Genomic DNA, 20270 nt, shown 5'->3' with positions numbered 1-20270 from the left:
TCAGAATTTCAGCTGAGATAGTTCTCGCCTGCCAGAACGCATTCGCGGGCAAGCCTCGCTCCTACAGGTCGGGGTCACTCATATCCGTGAACGACTCCAACCTGGAGCGAGGCTTGCCCGCGAAGCTTTTAACAATTGTCAGAGCGCAAACAGCTCCGCCGGCAGCTGCATCAAGCAATCACTCCCCGCTTCAATAGCCGACCGATGAGCGGCAGTGCGCGGCAGCAACCGCTTGAAGTAAAACTCGCTTGTTGCCAGTTTGCCCCGGCAGTAATCAGCATCGCCGCTGCCCGCGTCGAGTTGCGCCTGGGCCACGAGCGCCATGCGCAGCCACAGATAGCCGAGGATGATGTAGCCGCTGTACATCAAGTAATCCACCGACGCAGCACCGACTTCGTCTGGATTTTTCATCGCGGCCATGCCGACCTTGGCGGTCAACTCGCTCCACTGCTGATTCAGGCCATTAAGTTGCGCCACATAGCTGGCAAGTTGTGGGTGCTCGGCATTCGCCGCGCAGAACTTGTGGACGATTTTGGTGAAGCCACGCAGCAGTTTGCCCTGACTGCCAAGCACTTTGCGCCCGAGCAAATCCAGCGCCTGAATGCCATTGGTGCCTTCGTAGATCGGCGCGATCCGGCAGTCGCGAACCAGCTGCTCCATGCCCCATTCACGGATGAATCCGTGACCGCCAAACACCTGCATCCCGTGGTTGGTGACTTCCAGACCGGTGTCGGTCATGAAGGCTTTGCAGATCGGCGTCAGGAACGCCAGCAGGTCTTCGGCGTCCTGGCGCGCCGTTTCATCCGGGCTCAGATGCGCCACGTCCAGCAGCTGCGCGGTGAAATACGTCAGCGCACGGTTGCCTTCGTTGAAGGCTTTCATGGTCAGCAACATCCGGCGCACATCAGGATGCACGATGATCGGGTCGGCGGCTTTTTCCGGCGCTTTCGGGCCGGTGAGCGAGCGCATTTGCAGGCGATCGTTGGCGTATTTGATCGCCCCCTGGAAACTCGCCTCACCCAGACACAAACCCTGCATGCCGGTACCGAGCCGTGCGTGGTTCATCATGGTGAACATGCAGTTCAAGCCCTTGTTCGCCTCGCCGATCAAAAATCCCTTGGCCGCATCGAAGTTCAACACGCAGGTGGCCGAGGCCTTGATGCCCATTTTGTGTTCGATCGAGCCGCAGGAAACGCCGTTGCGCTCGCCGGCTTCACCCTGGGTATCGGGCAGGAACTTGGGAACGATGAACAGGGAAATGCCCCGGGTGCCTGCCGGAGCGTCCGGCAGTTTCGCCAACACCAAATGAATGATGTTGTCGCTCATGTCGTGTTCGCCGGCCGAGATGAAGATCTTGCTACCGGAAATCGCGTAGCTGCCATCGGCTGAAGGCACAGCGCGGGTTTTGATGATGCCCAGGTCAGTGCCGCAATGAGCCTCGGTCAGGCACATGGTGCCGGTCCATTGGCCCACCGTCAGTTTGCTCAGGTAGGTGTTCTTCTGCGCTTCGGTGCCGTGGGCGTGGATGGCCGACATCGCGCCGTGGGTCAGGCCGGGGTACATGCCCCACGAGGTATTGCTGGAGCCGACCATTTCACCGATGACCAAGCCCAGGGAACTTGGCAACCCCTGGCCGCCGTAAGCCGGATCAGCGGCCAGACCATGCCAGCCGCCTTCCACGTATTGTGCGAAGGCCTGCTTGAAACCTGTAGGCGTTGTCACCACGCCATTGTCGAAATGGCAGCCTTCTTCGTCGCCGCTGCGATTCAACGGCGCCAGAACGTTCTCACAGAACTTCGCGCCCTCTTCGAGGATCGCATTGACCATGTCCGGGCTGGTATCGGTGGCGCCCAGCGCGGCATAGCTGGCGTGGAAGTCGAAGACGTGGTCGATCAGAAAGCGCATGTCGCGCAGGGGGGCTTTGTACTCAGGCATGGTCGTTTCTCCGTCAGCAGATCGATCAAACCTACTGCCGCCCACCCTGCCTCACAATCACAGTCCAGACGCTGAATGCGCCATCATCACTCAACCCGCAGCGCCGTCCATGCGCACTGCGCCACGGCGAGTCTGACCGAAGGCCACCACACAATTTCGCCCGGCGCCCTTGGCGCTGTAGAGCGCTTCGTCAGCGGACTTGAGCACTTTTTCCGGGGTTCGCTGCTCCACACGTTCGGCCACGCCGATGCTCACGGTGACCGACACACTTGAAGCGCCGGAGCCCGCGCGACGCTGACGCCCCTGTTGGTCGTCCTGCGGGCGGGCGTCTTGGTTGCGCAGTTGAATACTGTAAGTGGCAATGGATTCGCGGATGACTTCCAGGTGCGGCATGCACTCTTCGAGGGTTTTGCCCGCGAACACCAGCGCAAATTCCTCACCGCCGTAGCGATATGCCCTACCGCCTCCGCCGATTTTCGACAGCTTACTGGCGACCAGTCGCAGCACCTGATCACCTACATCGTGACCGTGGGTGTCGTTGAATTTCTTGAAGTGATCGACGTCGCTCATGGCCAGCACGTAATTGCGCCCCAGACGTTGCATCCGCTCGTTCAAGGCGCGGCGACCCGGCAGACCGGTGAGCTCGTCGCGGAAGGCCATTTGATAGGCCTCGTGGGCGACCGCTGCGGCAATCATCAACATCACCTGGCTGCACATGATGTTCAGCGTGAACGGCAGGATGAAAGTTTTCGGCAACGCCCAGAACAACCCGAGCAAACCCACCAGTTGTGCGGCGTGCAAAGGTCTCGGGTTACGCCAGTATTGCCAGCTCAGCAGCAGGAACGACGCGATGAACACCGGATAGGACAACTGGATAAGGCTCATCCAGGCGCCATGCAGCGCCGGCCAACGGATCTCCGACAGCCACATCAGCAAGGCCTGGGGATAACTTTGCTCCAGCCCCAACGCGACACTGCCGACGGCCAGCAACACCGCGAAGCGCGCCACCATGTCCTGAAACAAATGCGTGCGCTCCGGCCAGGCCGCAAACACGCCGAACAACAGCGGCAGCAACAAACAACACAAGTGAAAAACCACGGCTGCGTCATCACGGACCTTGCCGTTGTCGCGGTAGTAGTCGGTCTGGGTATCGAGCAAAAAGTAGGCGATATACACCGTCACCATCAGAAACAACTCGCGCTGACGTCGGTAAACCGCGCAGTACGCGCCGCCGAGCAACAGCACCAGGGTTGGCAGCACGTTGAACAGCGAGGTGAAGAAGACGTTGAGATCCTTGATGTAGGCGGCCGCAAGCCCCGCAAGTAAAAGCAGTAACGACGGTAGGAAATGGCTGAAACGTACAGCGGAAGAACGCGGCAAGGGTAAAGCTCCGACCGTCATGACAATAGATGGCATTGTGCCCACCTACTGTAACGGCAGAAATGCCGACTTACTGAGCGATTTGTCAGGTTTTTTTAAATGCTGCGTCACTGGCCACAACTCGCGCGACCAGTGACTTGATCCCCTCAAAAATCGTTGTAGAACGGCAGCAACGGCCCCTCTTCAACTCTGCGCCTTCTGCATCGACGGGTGTAAGCGTAATCAACGCGTCTGCTGCTTGCCGGGTGGTTATTTTTGGACTGACGGGTTTTAACGTCACGGCGTTTTGGTCACCCACGTGGTCTTGATTGTTCAAAACAAAAAAACCGCTACCCCCGAAGGTGTAGCGGCTTTATGAAGAGCTGCGTTAAAGCTTAGTAGCCCAGCGCGAAGTTCTCTTCTTTCATGTCCATCAAGTTGTTGGCACCCGACAGCATGGTTGCAACGTGAGTGCGGGTACGCGGCAGGATGCGCTGGAAGTAGAAGCGCGCAGTCTGCAACTTGGCGGTGTAGAACGCCTCTTCGGAAGTGCCGGCAGCCAGTTTCTCGGCAGCCAGACGCGCCATGTCAGCCCAGAAGTAGGCCAGGCAGGCGTAACCGGAGTACATCAGGTAGTCCACGGACGCCGCGCCGACTTCTTCGCGATCCTTCATGGCAGCCATACCGACCTTCATGGTCAGTTCGCCCCATTCTTTGTTCAGCGCAGCCAATGGCTCGACGAACTCTTTGACCGCTTCGTTGCCTTCGTTGGTCTGGCAGAACTTGTGGACGATCTTGGTGAAGCCTTTCAGGGCTTCGCCTTGAGTCATCAGCACTTTACGGCCCAGCAGGTCGAGTGCCTGGATACCGGTGGTGCCTTCGTACAGCATCGAAATGCGGCTGTCGCGAACGTTCTGCTCCATGCCCCACTCGGCGATGAAACCGTGACCGCCGTAGATTTGCACGCCGTGGTTAGCAGATTCGAAGCCGACTTCAGTCATGAAGGCTTTGGCGATTGGGGTCATGAAGGCCAGCAGTGCGTCGGCTTTCTTCTTCTCTTCTTCGTCCACGCCATATTTGACGACGTCTACTTGCTTGGCGGTGAAGTAAACCATCGCGCGGTTGCCTTCGGCGAACGCCTTCATGGTCAACAGCATGCGACGTACGTCAGGGTGAACGATGATCGGGTCAGCGGCTTTTTCCGGCGCTTTCGGGCCAGTCAGCGAACGCATTTGCAGACGATCACGAGCGTATTTCAGGCCACCCTGGAAACCGATCTCAGCGTGGGCCAGACCTTGCAGCGCGGTACCCAGACGTGCGGTGTTCATAAAGGTGAACATGCAGTTCAGGCCTTTGTTCGCCGGGCCGATCAGGAAACCGGTGGCCGCGTCGAAGTTCATCACGCAGGTGGCGTTACCGTGGATGCCCATTTTGTGTTCCAGGGAGCCACAGGTCACGGCGTTGCGAGGGCCGATCGAACCGTCAGCGTTCGGCATGAACTTGGGAACGATGAACAGCGAAATGCCTTTGGTGCCAGCCGGTGCATCCGGCAGACGTGCCAACACGATGTGGACGATGTTGTCGGCCATGTCGTGTTCACCGGCCGAGATGAAGATCTTGGTGCCGGAGACTTTGTAGGAACCGTCGGCCTGAGGTTCGGCCTTGGTGCGCAGCATGCCCAGGTCGGTGCCGCAGTGCGGTTCGGTCAGGCACATGGTGCCGGTCCATTCGCCGGAAACCAGTTTGGTCAGGTAAGCCTCTTGCTGCTCAGGCGTGCCGTGCTCAGATATGGTGTTCATCGCGCCATGCGACAGGCCTGGGTACATGCCCCACGACCAGTTGGCTTCGCCAACCATTTCGCTGACCGCCAGACCCAGAGACTCCGGCAGGCCTTGGCCGCCGTGCTCTACGTCGTGGGCCAGGCTTGGCCAGCCGCCTTCAACGAATTGCTTGTAGGCTTCTTTGAAGCCAGTCGGGGTTTTAACGCCGGACTCGCTCCAGGTGCAGCCTTCGGTGTCACCCACGCGGTTCAGCGGAGCCAGCACCTGCTCACAAAACTTGGCGCCTTCTTCGAGAATGGCGTCAACCATGTCTGGAGTTGCGTCTGCACAAGCCGGAAGGCTCTGATAGTGCGCTTCGTAGCCGAGCAGTTCGTCACGTACGAAGCGAATATCACGCAAGGGGGCCTTGTAGTCAGGCATAGCGATAAACCTCTGCTGATGTAACCGGGAATGAACGACCGTGTTGATTTGTTGTGACGGTCAAACAGTTGTTTGAAACATACGTTTACGACCAAATCTTGTCAAGCGCCGATCTTTTGCCGTTCGTCATCACGCTGCGCAAATACCGAACACGCAGTCGCACAGCCGCCGTTGACAACGCAACAGGCCATGCAGGAAAGATTAGTTGAGGGAGAAGGACTTACGCACAAAAACGCCGCGAATAGTCGCGGCGTTGGCAGGGCGGATTCAGCGAAGGATCAAGCGAAAGTATCGATCAACGTGCCAAGCATTTCATCGGAAGCCTTGGCGACTTTGACGCCAGCCTCAACCTGAAACTTGCCCTGCGCCATCTCGACCATGTTGCTGGACAGGTCCGATTGCTGACTACGGTCAACCGAACGCAAGCGGTCCACCTGAAATTCGGAAGACTGGCTGGTTACCGAACGCTCGATAGTGCTGCTGGCTATCTGGCTTGAAGATTGATCGACACGGTTCTGCCCGGTCTGAATAGTGCTCAGACCGGCATAGAAAGCGGTGTTTCCTGAGATTTCCATAGGGGGAACTCGTCCTACAAGGGATCAATGGCAGCCATTGAACCAGACCTGATGGCAAAACGCCCGACAAAAACACTAATGGCACAGTGCCTTGTCATAGGCAAAATCTCAATCCAGCAAATCCAGTTGCAAATGTTCCGCCACCGCTTCTGCGCTCACCAACTTCAGTTTCGGCACTCGCCCAAGACAAGGCGCGGGAATCCGCTCGGCGAGGGTCGCGAGGTTCTCTTCCAGACGCGAGGTCTTCGGATCGATGATATTGGCCACCCACCCCGCTAGCTGCAAACCGTCCTGAGCAATCGCTTCGGCGGTCAGCAACGCATGATTGATGCAACCCAACCGCACACCAACCACCAGAATCACTGGCAGATCCAAAGCCATCGCCAAATCTGACAGATTGTCCTGATCCGCCAACGGTACGCGCCAGCCGCCGGCGCCTTCGATCAAGGTGAAGTCCGCCTGCATGTCGAGAATATCGCGCATCGGCGCCAACAGTGATTGCACCGTCAGCACCACGCCGGCTTCACGCGCGGCCAGATGCGGAGCGATTGGCGGTTCGAACGCCACCGGGTTGACCTGTGCATAAGTCAAAGGCACCGAGCATTCGGCCAGCAGCGCCAGCGCATCGGAATTGCGCAAGCCCTTGGGCGTCACATCACAGCCGGAAGCGACCGGCTTGCCCGCCGCCGTACTCATGCCCGCCGACCGCGCGGCATGCAACAAGCCCGCGGCAATGGTGGTCTTGCCGACATCAGTGTCCGTGCCGGTGATGAAATAGGCTGCGCTCATACGGGTTTCTCCAACACGGCGTAGACCACCTGATAAGTCGCCGGCAATCCTTCGGCCTGACGAAACTGCTCATAAGCCTCGATCAAGCCGAGGATCCGCGCCCGACCGGTCAAACCACCTGGCCGACCAGGGTTCAAGTTGTGCGCGCCCAACGCTTTGAGTTCATGCGTCAGGCTGCGCACGTCCGGGTAATGCAACACATGCGGACGAGTTTGCAGGCTGACAACCTTCAAGCCGCTGGATGCGCACAGCTGTTGATAAACACCCAACTCGCGGAAGCGATTGACGTGCACCATGCCATCCACCTGACGCCAGCTGTCACGCAACTCAAACAACGTCCCTACACAAAGACTAGCAAACGCGAAAATCCCGCCCGGTTTCAGTGCCCGAAACGCCTCACTGAGCACCGATTCGAAATCCGCGCACCACTGCACCGCCAGACTGGAAAAGATCAGATCACAGGTCGAATCCTGCAGCGGCAAACGCTCCGCGTCCCCGGCAATGAAATGGCTGGCGCCGCCCAATGGCCTAGCGTGATTGAGCATGCCTTCGGCGATGTCCATTGCCAGACCGTTACTCGCAGAAAATCGCTCACCCAATGCCCGACTGAAATGCCCGGTGCCGCACCCCAGGTCCAGCCAGACACCCGGCACAAAGTCACCCGGCAAATGGCTCAACAACTGACTGCCAACATCGCGCTGCAACTCAGCCACGCTGTCGTAGCTCGCCGCCGCGCGGGAAAAGGAGGCCGCCACCTGGCGCTTGTCTGGCAAACCGCCGGGTAAATCGGGAAGGGATAAATCAGTCATCACCGAACTCGTGCAAAAAGGCCTGAATCGCCCCCGCCACACCGTGGGGGTCTTCCAGAAGAAACGCATGGCTGGCCTGTTCAATCAGGCCGATTTCGACATCCGGCAGCAAGGTCAGCAACTCGCCCGCCGCTTCAGCCGGGACCAGCCCGTCAAGGCCGGCGAACAAATGTAGCTGTGGGCCCTGAAAATCCAGCAAAGCCTGGCGTGTGCTCAACCCACCCAACAGCTCCAGGCCACTGAGCAACACTGGGGCCGACGTTTTGGGGGCGCCCGCCAATAAGAGCCGCGCCAAGGACCGTGGGTCGGCAGAGCCCTGCGAGCAAAGCAGACTGAAGCGCTTCAAGGTCGCGCCTTGATCAACACGACAGCCGTTGAGGAAGGCATTGAAATCCTCTTCGTGCATGGCATTGGCCCAACCAGCCCAAGCCACGAAACTGGGATTACTCGCCAGAGTCAGCAAGCCGCAACAACGATCACCACGACGCGCCGCCAGCTTAGACGCCAGCATGCCGCCGAGGGACCAGCCACCGAGCCAGGCGTCTTGCGGGATCGTCGAATCCAGCTCATCGAGCCATTCTTCAAGATCGCTTGATTCCAGTTCCGGCAACGGCTCGATCTCGACCCGCAGATGCTCATCCAGCCCCTGCAAGGCGGCCGCCAAAGGCTCCAGCGGTGAAATTCCGAGGCCCCACCCGGGTAGCAGAATCAGTCGATCACGCATGGCTTGGCTCCGGTCCAAGTTGTTGGAAACAATCGGCCAGTCCATTCAACAATAGCTGCACCTGCGCCTCGCTGTGGGCGGCGGTCAGGGTTACGCGCAGACGGGCGCTGCCCGCGGGCACGGTCGGCGGACGAATCGCCGTGACCATCAGCCCGCGCTCGCGCAGCATCTGCGACAGTCGAACGGCACGCCCGGCATCGCCGATCATGATCGGCTGGATCGGCGTGAAGCTGTCCATCAACTCAATCCCGAGCTGTTCGGCGCCATGACGGAACTGGCGGATCAGCGTCTTCAAATGATCCCTTCGCCAATGTTCAGTGCGCAGCAGCTCGAGGCTTTTCAGCGTCGCGCAGGCCAGGGCCGGTGGCTGGCTGGTGGTGTAGATGTAGGGGCGGGCAAACTGGATCAGGCTTTCGATCAGCTCTTCGCTGCCGGCCACAAAGGCGCCTGCGGTGCCAAACGCTTTGCCCAGGGTGCCGACCAGTACCGGCACGTCTTCCTGGCTCAGGCCGAAATGCTCGACGATCCCGCCGCCATTCGCGCCCAGCGGACCGAAGCCATGGGCGTCATCGACCATCAACCACGCGCCTTTGGCTTTGGCTTCCCTGGCCAGCGCCGGCAAGTCGGCGATATCGCCGTCCATGCTGAACACGCCGTCGGTGACCACCAGCGTATTGCCGGTGGCCTTCTCCAGACGCTTGGCCAGACTTGCCGCGTCGTTGTGCAGATAGCGATTGAAACGCGCGCCGGACAGCAACCCTGCATCCAGCAACGAGGCATGATTGAGGCGGTCTTCCAGCACCGTATCGCCCTGCCCGATCAACGCGGTGACCGCGCCGAGGTTGGCCATGTAACCGGTGGTGAACAGCAGCGCACGCGGGCGACCGGTCAGGTCGGCCAAGGCTTCTTCCAGTGCGTGATGCGGCGTGCTGTGGCCGATGACCAAGTGCGACGCACCGCCACCGACACCCCAACGGGCAGCGCCGGCGCGCCAGGCCTCGATCACTTGCGGGTGATTGGCCAGGCCCAGGTAGTCGTTGTTGCAGAACGCCAGCAACGGCTGGCCGTCGACCACCACTTCCGGGCCTTGAGGGCTTTCGAGCAGAGGGCGCTGGCGGTAGAGGTTTTCGGCACGACGGGCAGCAAGGCGTGCGGCGAGATCGAAAGACATGCAGGCCTCGACTTTCAAATGACACATGTCCCCTGTGGGAGTGAGCCTGCTCGCGATGGCATTGTGTCAGTCGGCATCGTTATTGGATGTCATACCGCTATCGCCGGCAAGTCGGTCTCACTCCTACAGTGGTTTTGCATTTCAATCAGCGGGAACGGTGAAACGCTCAAACAGCAGCGTTATAGAACTGCTCGCTGCTCTTCTGCTCAACCAGCGCTTGTTCGATCGCGGCCTGATGCACCTCGTCCGCGTGCTCTTCGCGCGCTTCCGGCAGGATCCCCAGGCGCGAGAACAGTTGCATGTCCTTGTCGGCCTGCGGGTTGGCGGTGGTCAGCAGTTTGTCGCCGTAGAAAATCGAGTTTGCACCGGCGAAGAACGCCAGGGCTTGCATCTGCTCGTTCATCGCTTCGCGGCCGGCGGACAGGCGCACGTGGGATTGCGGCATCAGGATGCGCGCGACGGCGAGCATGCGGATGAAGTCGAACGGGTCGATGTCTTCGGCATTTTCCAGCGGTGTACCGGCGACTTTCACCAGCATGTTGATCGGCACCGACTCCGGATGCTCCGGCAGGTTGGCCAGCTGGATCAGCAGATTGGCGCGGTCATCGAGGGACTCGCCCATGCCGAGGATGCCACCGGAGCATATCTTCATCCCCGAATCACGCACGTAGGCCAGGGTTTGCAGGCGCTCACTGTACGTGCGGGTGGTGATGATGCTGCCGTAGAACTCCGGCGAGGTGTCGAGGTTGTGGTTGTAGTAATCGAGACCAGCCTGGGCAAGCGCTTCGGTCTGGTCCTGATCGAGGCGACCCAGGGTCATGCAGGTTTCCAGGCCCATGGCTTTCACGCCTTTGACCATCTGCAGCACGTACGGCATGTCTTTGGCCGACGGGTGTTTCCACGCCGCGCCCATACAGAAACGGGTCGAACCGATGGCCTTGGCGCGAGCGGCCTCTTCGAGGACCTTCTGCACTTCCATCAGCTTTTCTTTTTCCAGGCCGGTGTTGTAGTGACCGGACTGCGGACAATATTTGCAATCTTCCGGGCACGCGCCGGTTTTGATCGACAGCAGGGTGGAAACCTGGACGCGGTTGGCGTCGAAATGCGCGCGGTGCACCGTCTGCGCCTGGAACAACAGGTCGTTGAATGGCTGTACGAAGAGTGCTTTGACTTCGGCCAAAGACCAGTCATGACGCAGGGTTGCAGAGGTGCTGGCGCTCATGGGTGTTTCCTTTGTTTTATGCTTTGCATGCGGCTGGGGAATGGAATACCCACAGACGCGACACGGATGTTCGGCATATTTAAGGAAGAGCGATGCGCTGTCAACCTCGATACGTAGGACTGGTTTACAACTGGTTAAACAACAACCAACACTGCTTACTCTGCAGCGAAGTTACCGAAGAAGTCAGGCCCCTCTGCATGGCCTGCGAAACCGACCTGCCCTGGCTGAGCGATCAGTGCCAGACCTGCGCCCTGCCCTTGCCTGCGGCGGGCCTGACGTGTGGCCAATGTTTGAAGCTCCCTCCGGCCTTCGAACGGGTCGCCGTACCCTGGACTTACAGCTTCCCCGTGGACACGTTGATCACGCGCTTCAAGCACAGCGCCAAGTGGCCGTTTGGCCGCCTGCTCGCCGAACTTCTCGCGCAGTTCCTGCAACATCGCTTCGATGAGGACCTTGATCGACCTGACGCTCTGGTCCCTGTTCCGCTGGCCGCCAAACGCCTGCGCCGACGGGGTTTCAACCAGGCCGCGATGCTTGCCCGCTGGCTCGGTAGCAGCCTCGACATTCCTTGCGATGAAAAACTCCTGCTGAGGATTCAGGACACCAACGCGCAACAGGACCTGAATGCCGACGCGCGCAAAAAGAACCTGCGCAATGCCTTTGCCCTGGTGCCTGATGCGTCCATCAAGGGCCGGCACCTGGCGATCGTGGACGATGTGCTGACCACCGGTGCCACAGCTCAGGCCCTGGCCCGGCTGTTAATGGACGCCGGCGCGGCGCGGGTCGACGTCTACTGCCTGGCCCGCACGCCCAAACCCGGCGACACGGTCTGACTCAAGAACACAAAACCTGTGGGAGTGAGCCTGCTCGCGATGAGGTCATTACAGGCAACATTGATGTGACCGATGCATCGCCATCGAGCAGGCTCACTCCCACAAGGACGTGGCCTGACTTGACTCACAGGCTTCCAGCCGCCAACGTCCTCCCATCGCCACAGCCCAAAGCCTCTTGCCATGTCCCTGCCTACTTTGTTGTCCCAGCACATTGCCCGTCGTCCACAGCGCATCGCGTTGCTGCAGCACATCGCCGAACAAGGCTCGATCACCCGTGCCGCGAAAAGTGCGGGGCTGAGTTACAAGGCGGCGTGGGACGCCATCGATGAGCTGAACAACCTCGCGCAGAAACCGCTGGTGGAGCGCAGCGTCGGCGGCAAGGGCGGCGGTGGCGCCAAGCTCTCCGAAGAAGGCTTGCGCGTGCTGCGCCTGTATCAAAAGCTGCAAGCCTTGCAGGCCCAGGTGCTGGAAGCCGCTGAGGATGCCAGCGATTTGGATCTGCTCGGCCGGCTGATGCTCAGAACCAGCGCGCGCAATCAATTGCACGGCAAGGTCGTGGCGATCGACAACCAGGGGCACAACGACCGAGTCCGTCTTCAGCTGGCCGAAGGCTTGACCCTCGATGCGCAAATCACTCACGACAGCACCCTGCGCCTGGAACTGGACACCGGCACCGAAGTCGTGGCGCTGATCAAGGCCGGTTGGCTGGAGTTGCTGGGCATCGACCAACAAGCAATACCCGGCAACAACTGCCTGAAGGGCATCATCGAAGCCATTCTCGACGCCGAAGACGGCCCCAGCGAAGTGCGCATCGGCCTTCCCAACGGCCAGACCCTCTGCGCGCTGGCCGAGTCGCTGCACTTGCGAACCCTGGGTCTTGCCGCTGACAAACCGGTGCTGGTGCAGTTCGCGCCGTCCAACGTTTTGCTCGGTACTCCGCTCTGAAACAAAAGCTTCATCAACGCTCTTTAAGGTGGCTGCAAAACCAGCAGGGAGCCTGATGTGAGCCTATTAGAAGAAAACCAGTCCACCGACCTCGAAAAAATGGTCGGCCTCAGTCGTCGTGGCTTCATCAGCGCCGGCGCCCTCTGCGGTGCGGCAATGTTCCTCGGCGGTAACCTGCTGAGCCGCAGCGTGCTGGCCGCGAGTGTCAGCGCAGGCTCCAGCAAACTGTTGGGTTTTGACAGCATCCCCGCCGCCACCAGCGACGCTATTACCTTACCGCCGGGTTACAAGTCCTCGGTGCTGATCAGCTGGGGCCAGCCGCTGCAGAAAAACGGCCCGGCGTTCGACCCGAGTGGCAACGGCACCGCCGCGCAGCAGGAAGTCCAGTTCGGCGACAACAATGACGGCATGAGCCTGTTCGAGTTTCCGAATGAAAACGACCGGGCGCTGATGGCGATCAACAACGAATACACCAACTATCGCTACCTCTATCCCCACGGTGGCATGCCGCAATCGGCCGATGACGTGCACAAAGCCTTGGCTTGCGAAGGCGTGTCGGTGATCGAAGTGCAACGCAAGAATGGGCAGTGGCAATTCGTCCAGGGTTCGCGCTACAACCGTCGCATTCACGGCAACGCGCCGATCAGCCTCAGCGGCCCGGCCGCCGGTCACGCCCTGGTGAAAACCAGCGCCGACCCCCACGGCAAAAATGTCCTCGGCACCTTTCAGAACTGCGCCAACGGCAAGACGCCGTGGGGCACTTACCTGACCTGCGAAGAGAACTTCACCGATTGCTTCGGCAGCAGCAATGCCGAGCAGAAGTTCGACGCCGCGCAGAAGCGCTACGGCGCAGTGGCGACCAGCAAAGAGATCAACTGGCATCAACACGATGAGCGGTTCGACCTGGCGAAGAATCCGAATGAGCTCAACCGTCACGGCTGGGTCGTGGAAATCGACCCGTTCGATCCGCAATCGACGCCCGTCAAACGCACCGCGCTGGGTCGTTTCAAACATGAAAACGCTGCCCTGGCCGAAACCAAAGACGGTCACGCCGTGGTGTACATGGGCGACGATGAACGCGGCGAATTCATCTACAAGTTCGTCAGCCGCGACAAGATCAATCACAAAAACTCCAAGGCCAACCGCGACTTGCTGGACCATGGCACCTTGTATGTGGCGCGCTTCGATGCGGGCGACAGCAACGCCGATCACCCAAAAGGCCAGGGCGAGTGGATCGAGCTGACCCACGGTAAAAACGGCATCGACGCCAGCAGCGGTTTTGCCGATCAGGCCGAAGTACTGATCCACGCGCGCCTCGCGGCCAGTGTGGTGAAGGCCACTCGCATGGACCGGCCGGAATGGATCGTCGTCAGCCCAATGGACGGCCAGGTTTATTGCACGCTGACCAACAACGCCAAGCGCGGTGAAGACGGCCAACCCGTAGGCGGGCCGAACCCGCGCGAGAAGAACCTCTACGGGCAAATTCTGCGCTGGCGCACCGACCGTGACGATCACGGCTCGAAAAGCTTTGCCTGGGATCTGTTTGTGGTCGCCGGCAACCCGGGCGTCCACGCCGGCACGCCGAAGGGCGGCTCGTCGAACATCACGCCGCAGAACATGTTTAACAGCCCGGATGGCTTGGGCTTCGACAACGCTGGGCGGTTGTGGATTCTCACCGATGGCGATTCGAGCAACGCCGGTGATTTTGCCGGCATGGGTAATAACCAGATGCTGTGTGCCGATCCGGTGAGCGGAGAGATTCGCCGATTCATGGTTGGGCCAGTGGGCTGCGAGGTGACGGGGATCAGCTTTTCGCCGGATCAGAAGACCTTGTTTGTCGGGATTCAGCATCCGGGGGAAAACGGTGGATCGACGTTCCCTGAGCATCTGTTGAATGGCAAGCCGCGGTCTTCGGTGATGGCGATTTCCCGAGAAGACGGCGGGATCGTCGGCGCCTGATCGGGCCCCATCGCTAGCAGGCTAGCTCCCACACTGGATCTGGGACACACCGCAAATCCCCTGTGGGAGCTAGCCTGCTAGCGATGGCAACACCACTCATCTCAAGCCTTAACACTAAAGATGCCCCGTCTGCGCTACCATGCTTGGCCGGACGCGGCAGCCTGCTGCGCGCAGGAGTCAGCATGGCCCACCCGTTTGCAACCCTCACCCCAGACCTCGTACTCGATGCCGTCGAAAGCATCGGCTTTCTCAGCGACGCGCGCATTCTGGCGCTCAACAGCTACGAGAACCGTGTCTATCAGGTCGGCATCGAAGACTCCGAGCCGCTGATCGCCAAGTTCTACCGTCCGCAGCGCTGGACCAACGAAGCGATTCTCGAAGAACACCAGTTCACCTTCGAGCTCGCCGAGTGCGACGTCCCCGTGGTCGCGCCGATGATTCACAACGGCGCCAGCCTGCACGAACACGCCGGTTTCCGTTTCACCCTGTTTCCTCGCCGTGGCGGCCGTGCGCCGGAGCCAGGCAATCTCGACCAGTTGTATCGACTGGGCCAATTGCTCGGCCGCCTGCACGCGGTCGGCGCAACCAAGCCGTTCGAACACCGTGAAGCACTGGGCGTGAAGAATTTCGGTCATGACTCGCTGACCACCTTGCTTGAAGGCAATTTCGTGCCCAAAAGCCTGCTGCCAGCCTACGAATCCGTGGCCCGCGACCTGCTCAAACGGGTGGAAGAGGTCTACAAGGCCACGCCGCACCAGAACATCCGCATGCACGGCGATTGCCACCCCGGCAACATGATGTGTCGCGATGAGATGTTCCACATCGTCGACCTCGACGACTGCCGCATGGGCCCGGCAGTGCAGGACATCTGGATGATGCTGGCAGGCGATCGTCAGGAATGTCTCGGTCAGTTGTCGGAATTGATGGACGGCTACAACGAATTCCACGACTTCGACCCGCGGGAATTGGCCCTGATCGAACCGCTGCGTGCCTTGCGCCTGATGCACTACAGCGCCTGGCTCGCCCGCCGCTGGGACGATCCGGCGTTCCCGCACAGTTTTCCGTGGTTTGGCAGTGAACGGTATTGGGGTGATCAGGTGTTGGCGTTGCGCGAGCAATTGGCTGCGCTCAACGAAGAACCCCTCAAACTTTTTTGATTTACACAGACCTGTAGGAGCGAGCGATGCGGCGATCCGACTTGCCCGCGAAGAACGAAAACGCAGTTTGTCTGTAGTACCGAGTAATCGTTCTTCGCGGGCAAGCCTCGCTCCTACAGGGAGCAACACAACCTGCAAAATCTCCTTACAATCCCCTCTTTGTTAGCTGCCTAAGCAAGGATTCTGCATGCAAGCTGCCAACCCGCGTCGCGGGTACATTCTGGGCCTGAGTGCCTACATCATCTGGGGACTTTTCCCGCTCTACTTCAAAGCCATCGCCAGCGTGCCCGCCGTGGAGATCATCATCCACCGTGTGCTCTGGTCGGCGCTGTTCGGTGCCTTGCTGCTGATGGTGTGGAAGCATCCGGGCTGGTGGCGCGAGCTGCGGGAGAACCCGCGCCGGCTGGCGATTCTGGCCCTGAGCGGCACGCTGATTGCGGCCAACTGGCTGACCTACGTCTGGTCGGTGAACAACGGGCGCATGCTCGAGGCTAGCCTCGGTTACTACATCAACCCATTGGTGAACGTGCTGCTGGGCATGCTGATCCTCGGCGAACGGCTACGGCGCATGCAGTGGCTGGCGGTGGTTCTGGCAGCGGTCGGTGTGGCGCAGCAGGTTTGGCAGGTCGGCAGTCTGCCGTGGGTATCGCTGGTGCTGGCGCTGACGTTCGGTTTCTACGGCCTGATCCGCAAGCAAGCGCCCGTCAAAGCGCTGCCCGGCCTGGTGGTGGAAACCTGGATGCTAGTGCCGATTGCCATTGCATGGCTGCTTTTCAATCAGACGGCCACAAGCGCTCAGCCAGAGTTCTGGACCACATCCGAAGCCTGGTGGCTGGTGGCGGCCGGGCCGGTGACGCTGGTGCCGCTGGTGTGTTTCAACGCCGCCGCACGGCATTTGCCCTACACGACACTGGGATTCCTCCAATACCTGGCGCCGACGCTGGTGCTGTTGCAAGCCGTTCTGCTGTTTGGCGAGCATCTGTCTTCCAGCACGCTGGTCGCGTTTATCTTTATCTGGGCAGGTTTGGCGGTTTACAGCGTTGATGCGTGGATAAGCCTGCGCCGCCGCAGCTGATCAAAAAACGCACAAAACTCTATAGGCCACGTCGCTCGTGGCCTGCATTGATCCTTCCCAAGGTTATCCACAGCGTGATCCCCGCCGTTTGTGCGCAACTTGTTGAAACTGCTGGTTTTTTGATCAGATCCTGAAGAAGCCCGGCCGGCGTGGGCTGGCGGGCTGTCTCTACAGGTTATCCACAGGCAGGTGCACGTATAACTTGGATAACCCTGTCAGGGTTCGCTGCGCAGTACCAATTCCACCATCAAATCGTCGGCCAGGGTTTCCAGCCGTGACTGCAGCACGTCCAGAGACAAGGTGAGCGGCACCGCCAGAATCGCCTCGGCATGGAACAGCGGTTCACTGCTCATCGGCGCCGGACGCACTTCGGTCACGAGTCGCTCCAGATTCACCCCTTGCTCACTCAGCAACCGAGTGATGTCCCGAACGATCCCCGGGCGGTCGTTACCCACCAATTCCATGGCAATCGGTTTCCAGGTGCAGGATTGCTCGATGCCGCTTTCAGCGATCAGCACACGAATACCGTGGGCGGACAGCGCTTTCAGGGCATCGACCAGCTCATCGTAGGCCTCGGCCGGCACGCCCACCCGAAGAATCCCGGCGAACTGGCCAGCCATCCGCGACATGCGGCTCTCCAGCCAGTTGCCGCCGTGCTCGGCAATGCATTGGGCAATGCGCTCAACCTGCCCTGGCTTGTCCGGAGCGAAAACAGTGAGTACGAGGTGGTCCATGGCGCAGCCCTCTTTTGTTGTAGAAAGAGAAGTATAGGCAAGGGGCGATCCTGTGTTGAATGGACCAGCGCTTCGCGGGCAAGCCTCGCTCCTACAGGTCGTACGCAGCCCTGTAGGAGAGAGGCTTGCCCGCGAACGGGACGACACCAATCAGCCGGTAAAAATACAAATCGTGTACAACTTCCTATATTTAACTGGAACAATCTCATACTTTTTTGAGAACATCCCCATCCCCGACGTGTCCGCAATGCGACATGGGGTCGCAGAACGACGTATTTAGTCTGATTTTCACAAGCGCAATTCATCATGTAGTATGCCGCAGCGCGCACTACATAACGTTGGATCGATGTCTGCCACCGGCACAGTCGCAGCCCTGAAAGCCCTATCAGCAAGGCCTCAACGCCGTTGATCGGTTCCATTCCAGCCGCCCGAAATGGCATGTACTGGTGGAAGGGGTTTGTGGTTTAAATAGCCAGAGGCTTCATTGTTAATTTGAAGAGCTGAAAAGCGAAATAGCTGAGCAGAGTGAGGCAAGCAATGACTGAACACGTTCAAGTCGGTGGCCTGCAGGTCGCCAAAGTCCTGTTCGACTTCGTGAACAACGAAGCCATTCCCGGTACCGGCCTCACCGCCGATAAGTTCTGGGCCGGTGCCGACAAGGTCATTCACGACCTGGCGCCGAAGAACAAAGCCCTACTCGCCAAACGCGATGATTTCCAGGCTCGTATCGATGGCTGGCACCAATCCCGTGCCGGCCAGACGCACGATGCCGTGGCTTATAAAGCCTTCTTGCAAGACATCGGTTATCTGCTGCCAGAAGCGGCCGATTTCCAGGCAACGACGCAAAACGTCGATGACGAAATCGCCCGCATGGCCGGTCCACAGCTCGTGGTGCCGGTGATGAATGCCCGCTTCGCGCTCAACGCCTCGAACGCCCGCTGGGGTTCGCTGTACGACGCGCTCTACGGCACCGACGCCATCAGCGAAGCCGACGGCGCGGAAAAAGGCAAAGGCTACAACAAGGTCCGTGGCGACAAGGTGATTGCCTTCGCCCGCGCCTTCCTCGACGAAGCCGCGCCCTTGGCGGCCGGCTCCCACGTCGACTCCACCGGCTACAAGATCGCTGACGGCAAACTGGTGGTCGCCCTGAAAGGCGGCAGCAGCTCGGATCTGAAGAGCACGGGCCTGCGCAACGACGCTCAGCTGATCGGTTTCCACGGCGATGCCGCTGCACCGACCGCGATCCTGCTGAAAAACAACGGCCTGCACTTCGAAATCCAGGTCGACGCCAGCACCCCGGTCGGTCAGACCGACGCTGCCGGTATCAAAGACATTCTGATGGAAGCCGCGCTGACCACCATCATGGACTGCGAAGACTCCGTCGCCGCCGTCGATGCCGATGACAAAGTGGTGATCTACCGCAACTGGCTCGGTCTGATGAAGGGCGACTTGTCGGAAGAAGTCTCCAAGGGCGGTCAGACTTTTACTCGCACCATGAACGCCGACCGCACTTACACCGGTGTCGATGGTAAAAAACTGAGCCTGCACGGTCGTTCGTTGTTGTTCGTGCGTAACGTTGGTCACCTGATGACCATCGATGCAATCCTCGACAAAGATGGCAACGAAGTGCCGGAAGGCATTCTCGACGGTCTTGTGACCAGCCTCGCGGCGATCCACAGCCTCAACGGCACCAGCTCGCGCAAGAACAGCCGCACCGGTTCGGTCTACATCGTGAAGCCGAAAATGCACGGCCCGGAAGAAGCCGCGTTCACCAACGAGCTGTTCGGTCGCATCGAAGAAGTACTCGGTCTGCCGCGCAACACGCTGAAAGTCGGGATCATGGACGAGGAACGCCGTACCACGGTCAACCTCAAGGGCTGCATCAAGGCGGCCAGCGAGCGCGTGGTGTTCATCAACACCGGTTTCCTCGACCGCACGGGCGATGAAATCCACACCTCCATGGAAGCCGGCCCGATGGTGCGCAAGGCCGATATGAAGGCCGAGAAGTGGATTGGCGCCTACGAAAACTGGAACGTCGATATCGGCTTGAGCACCGGCCTGCAAGGTCGCGCCCAGATCGGTAAAGGCATGTGGGCAATGCCCGACCTGATGGCGGCGATGCTCGAACAGAAAATCGCTCACCCGCTGGCCGGCGCCAACACCGCCTGGGTTCCATCGCCGACCGCCGCCGCGTTGCACGCGCTGCATTACCACAAGGTCGACGTGTTCGCCCGTCAGGCCGAGCTGGCCAAACGTGCCCGCGCTTCGGTGGACGACATCCTGACCATCCCGTTGGCAGTAAACCCGAGCTGGACTGCCGAACAGATCAAGAACGAACTGGACAACAACGCCCAGGGCATTCTCGGTTACGTGGTGCGCTGGATCGACCAGGGCGTGGGTTGCTCGAAGGTGCCGGACATCAATGACGTGGGCCTGATGGAAGACCGTGCGACGCTGCGGATTTCCAGCCAGCACATCGCCAACTGGCTGCGTCACGGCATCGTCACCGAAGATCAGGTCATGGAAAGCCTCAAGCGCATGGCACCGGTGGTTGACCGTCAGAACGCCAACGACGCGCTGTACCGTCCACTGGCTCCCAACTTCGACAGCAACATCGCCTTTCAGGCGGCGGTCGAACTGGTGGTCGAAGGCACCAAGCAGCCAAACGGCTACACCGAGCCGGTCCTGCACCGTCGTCGCCGCGAGTTCAAGGCTGCCAATAGCTTGTAACTGAGCGCTGACGCCGGATAAAAAAAAGCCCTGATCGAGAGATCAGGGCTTT

The 20270-nt window shown here is 59.8% G+C and carries 16 protein-coding genes; 6 read left to right on the top strand and 10 right to left on the bottom strand.

Annotated elements, in window-relative coordinates:
- Positions 1-138 precede the first annotated feature (138 nt).
- The 9 genes from EYC95_RS14485 to bioB all read right to left on the bottom strand — a co-directional run bounded on the left by EYC95_RS14485 (position 139) and on the right by bioB (position 10785).
- Complete coding sequence (locus tag EYC95_RS14485; protein ID WP_131060965.1) at positions 139-1935, bottom strand: acyl-CoA dehydrogenase C-terminal domain-containing protein; 1797 nt, start codon at positions 1933-1935, stop codon at positions 139-141.
- A 90-nt stretch (positions 1936-2025) separates the two neighbouring features.
- Positions 2026-3315, bottom strand: a complete 1290-nt coding sequence (locus EYC95_RS14480; protein ID WP_131060964.1) for a GGDEF domain-containing protein — start codon at positions 3313-3315, stop codon at positions 2026-2028.
- 374 nt (positions 3316-3689) lie between these two features.
- Positions 3690-5495: a phenylacyl-CoA dehydrogenase gene (locus EYC95_RS14475; protein WP_131060963.1), complete on the bottom strand. Its 1806-nt coding sequence runs from the start codon at positions 5493-5495 to the stop codon at positions 3690-3692.
- Between the two features lie 278 nt (positions 5496-5773).
- Positions 5774-6070: a pyrroloquinoline quinone biosynthesis protein PqqE gene (locus EYC95_RS14470; protein WP_131060962.1), complete on the bottom strand. Its 297-nt coding sequence runs from the start codon at positions 6068-6070 to the stop codon at positions 5774-5776.
- Between the two features lie 108 nt (positions 6071-6178).
- A complete protein-coding gene (bioD, locus tag EYC95_RS14465) occupies positions 6179-6859 on the bottom strand; it encodes a dethiobiotin synthase (RefSeq protein ID WP_131060961.1) in 681 nt (226 codons plus the stop codon).
- A complete protein-coding gene (bioC, locus tag EYC95_RS14460; protein WP_131060960.1) occupies positions 6856-7668 on the bottom strand; it encodes a malonyl-ACP O-methyltransferase BioC in 813 nt (270 codons plus the stop codon). The genes bioD and bioC overlap by 4 nt, the downstream gene beginning before the upstream one ends.
- Entirely contained in the window at positions 7661-8392 is a 732-nt protein-coding gene (locus EYC95_RS14455; RefSeq protein WP_131060959.1) for an alpha/beta fold hydrolase, read from the bottom strand. The genes bioC and EYC95_RS14455 overlap by 8 nt, the downstream gene beginning before the upstream one ends.
- Positions 8385-9563 (bottom strand): 8-amino-7-oxononanoate synthase, encoded by a 1179-nt coding sequence (gene bioF, locus EYC95_RS14450; protein ID WP_131060958.1) that lies wholly within the window; start codon positions 9561-9563, stop codon positions 8385-8387. The genes EYC95_RS14455 and bioF overlap by 8 nt, the downstream gene beginning before the upstream one ends.
- A gap of 166 nt (positions 9564-9729) precedes the next feature.
- Positions 9730-10785 carry a biotin synthase BioB gene (gene bioB, locus EYC95_RS14445; protein WP_131060957.1) on the bottom strand — a complete coding sequence of 352 codons (1056 nt, stop codon included), beginning with the start codon at positions 10783-10785 and terminating at the stop codon, positions 9730-9732.
- A gap of 92 nt (positions 10786-10877) precedes the next feature.
- On the opposite strand from bioB, the gene EYC95_RS14440 reads away from it, so the two are divergent.
- The 5 genes from EYC95_RS14440 (at position 10878) to rarD (ending at position 16754) form a co-directional block, all read left to right on the top strand.
- Positions 10878-11618, top strand: coding sequence for a ComF family protein (locus tag EYC95_RS14440; protein ID WP_131060956.1), 741 nt, complete (start codon positions 10878-10880; stop codon positions 11616-11618).
- A 180-nt stretch (positions 11619-11798) separates the two neighbouring features.
- Positions 11799-12563, top strand: a complete 765-nt coding sequence (locus EYC95_RS14435) for a TOBE domain-containing protein (RefSeq protein ID WP_131060955.1) — start codon at positions 11799-11801, stop codon at positions 12561-12563.
- Positions 12564-12620: 57 nt separating this feature from the next.
- Positions 12621-14522 (top strand): PhoX family phosphatase, encoded by a 1902-nt coding sequence (locus EYC95_RS14430; protein ID WP_131060954.1) that lies wholly within the window; start codon positions 12621-12623, stop codon positions 14520-14522.
- 182 nt (positions 14523-14704) lie between these two features.
- Entirely contained in the window at positions 14705-15679 is a 975-nt protein-coding gene (locus EYC95_RS14425; RefSeq protein ID WP_109635384.1) for a serine/threonine protein kinase, read from the top strand.
- A gap of 187 nt (positions 15680-15866) precedes the next feature.
- Positions 15867-16754: an EamA family transporter RarD gene (gene rarD, locus EYC95_RS14420; protein ID WP_131060953.1), complete on the top strand. Its 888-nt coding sequence runs from the start codon at positions 15867-15869 to the stop codon at positions 16752-16754.
- 215 nt (positions 16755-16969) lie between these two features.
- On the opposite strand, the gene EYC95_RS14415 is transcribed toward rarD, so the two are convergent.
- Positions 16970-17488, bottom strand: a complete 519-nt coding sequence (locus tag EYC95_RS14415; RefSeq protein WP_094470306.1) for a glycine cleavage system protein R — start codon at positions 17486-17488, stop codon at positions 16970-16972.
- Positions 17489-18025: 537 nt separating this feature from the next.
- Here EYC95_RS14415 and EYC95_RS14410 point away from each other — a divergent pair.
- Positions 18026-20218 carry a malate synthase G gene (locus tag EYC95_RS14410; RefSeq protein ID WP_131060952.1) on the top strand — a complete coding sequence of 731 codons (2193 nt, stop codon included), beginning with the start codon at positions 18026-18028 and terminating at the stop codon, positions 20216-20218.
- Positions 20219-20270: the final 52 nt, after the last annotated feature.

Source organism: Pseudomonas sp. BGI-2 (assembly GCF_004310295.1).
Taxonomy (GTDB): Bacteria; Pseudomonadota; Gammaproteobacteria; order Pseudomonadales; family Pseudomonadaceae; genus Aquipseudomonas.
Note: the sequence above shows the minus strand (reverse complement) of the source record. Positions and strands in the feature narration are given on the sequence as shown.

What these genes read in the sequence shown, in the direction of transcription:
- EYC95_RS14485 (WP_131060965.1), bottom strand. Translation starts at nt 1,935, where the DNA reads ATGCCTGAGTACAAAGCCCCCCTGCGCGACATGCGCTTTCTGATCGAC.
- EYC95_RS14475 (WP_131060963.1), bottom strand. Translation starts at nt 5,495, where the DNA reads ATGCCTGACTACAAGGCCCCCTTGCGTGATATTCGCTTCGTACGTGAC.
- EYC95_RS14470 (WP_131060962.1), bottom strand. Translation starts at nt 6,070, where the DNA reads ATGGAAATCTCAGGAAACACCGCTTTCTATGCCGGTCTGAGCACTATT.
- bioD (WP_131060961.1), bottom strand. Translation starts at nt 6,859, where the DNA reads ATGAGCGCAGCCTATTTCATCACCGGCACGGACACTGATGTCGGCAAG.
- bioC (WP_131060960.1), bottom strand. Translation starts at nt 7,668, where the DNA reads ATGACTGATTTATCCCTTCCCGATTTACCCGGCGGTTTGCCAGACAAG.
- EYC95_RS14455 (WP_131060959.1), bottom strand. Translation starts at nt 8,392, where the DNA reads ATGCGTGATCGACTGATTCTGCTACCCGGGTGGGGCCTCGGAATTTCA.
- bioF (WP_131060958.1), bottom strand. Translation starts at nt 9,563, where the DNA reads ATGTCTTTCGATCTCGCCGCACGCCTTGCTGCCCGTCGTGCCGAAAAC.
- bioB (WP_131060957.1), bottom strand. Translation starts at nt 10,785, where the DNA reads ATGAGCGCCAGCACCTCTGCAACCCTGCGTCATGACTGGTCTTTGGCC.
- EYC95_RS14440 (WP_131060956.1), top strand. Translation starts at nt 10,878, where the DNA reads ATGCGCTGTCAACCTCGATACGTAGGACTGGTTTACAACTGGTTAAAC.
- EYC95_RS14435 (WP_131060955.1), top strand. Translation starts at nt 11,799, where the DNA reads ATGTCCCTGCCTACTTTGTTGTCCCAGCACATTGCCCGTCGTCCACAG.
- EYC95_RS14425 (WP_109635384.1), top strand. Translation starts at nt 14,705, where the DNA reads ATGGCCCACCCGTTTGCAACCCTCACCCCAGACCTCGTACTCGATGCC.
- rarD (WP_131060953.1), top strand. Translation starts at nt 15,867, where the DNA reads ATGCAAGCTGCCAACCCGCGTCGCGGGTACATTCTGGGCCTGAGTGCC.
- EYC95_RS14415 (WP_094470306.1), bottom strand. Translation starts at nt 17,488, where the DNA reads ATGGACCACCTCGTACTCACTGTTTTCGCTCCGGACAAGCCAGGGCAG.
- EYC95_RS14410 (WP_131060952.1), top strand. Translation starts at nt 18,026, where the DNA reads ATGACTGAACACGTTCAAGTCGGTGGCCTGCAGGTCGCCAAAGTCCTG.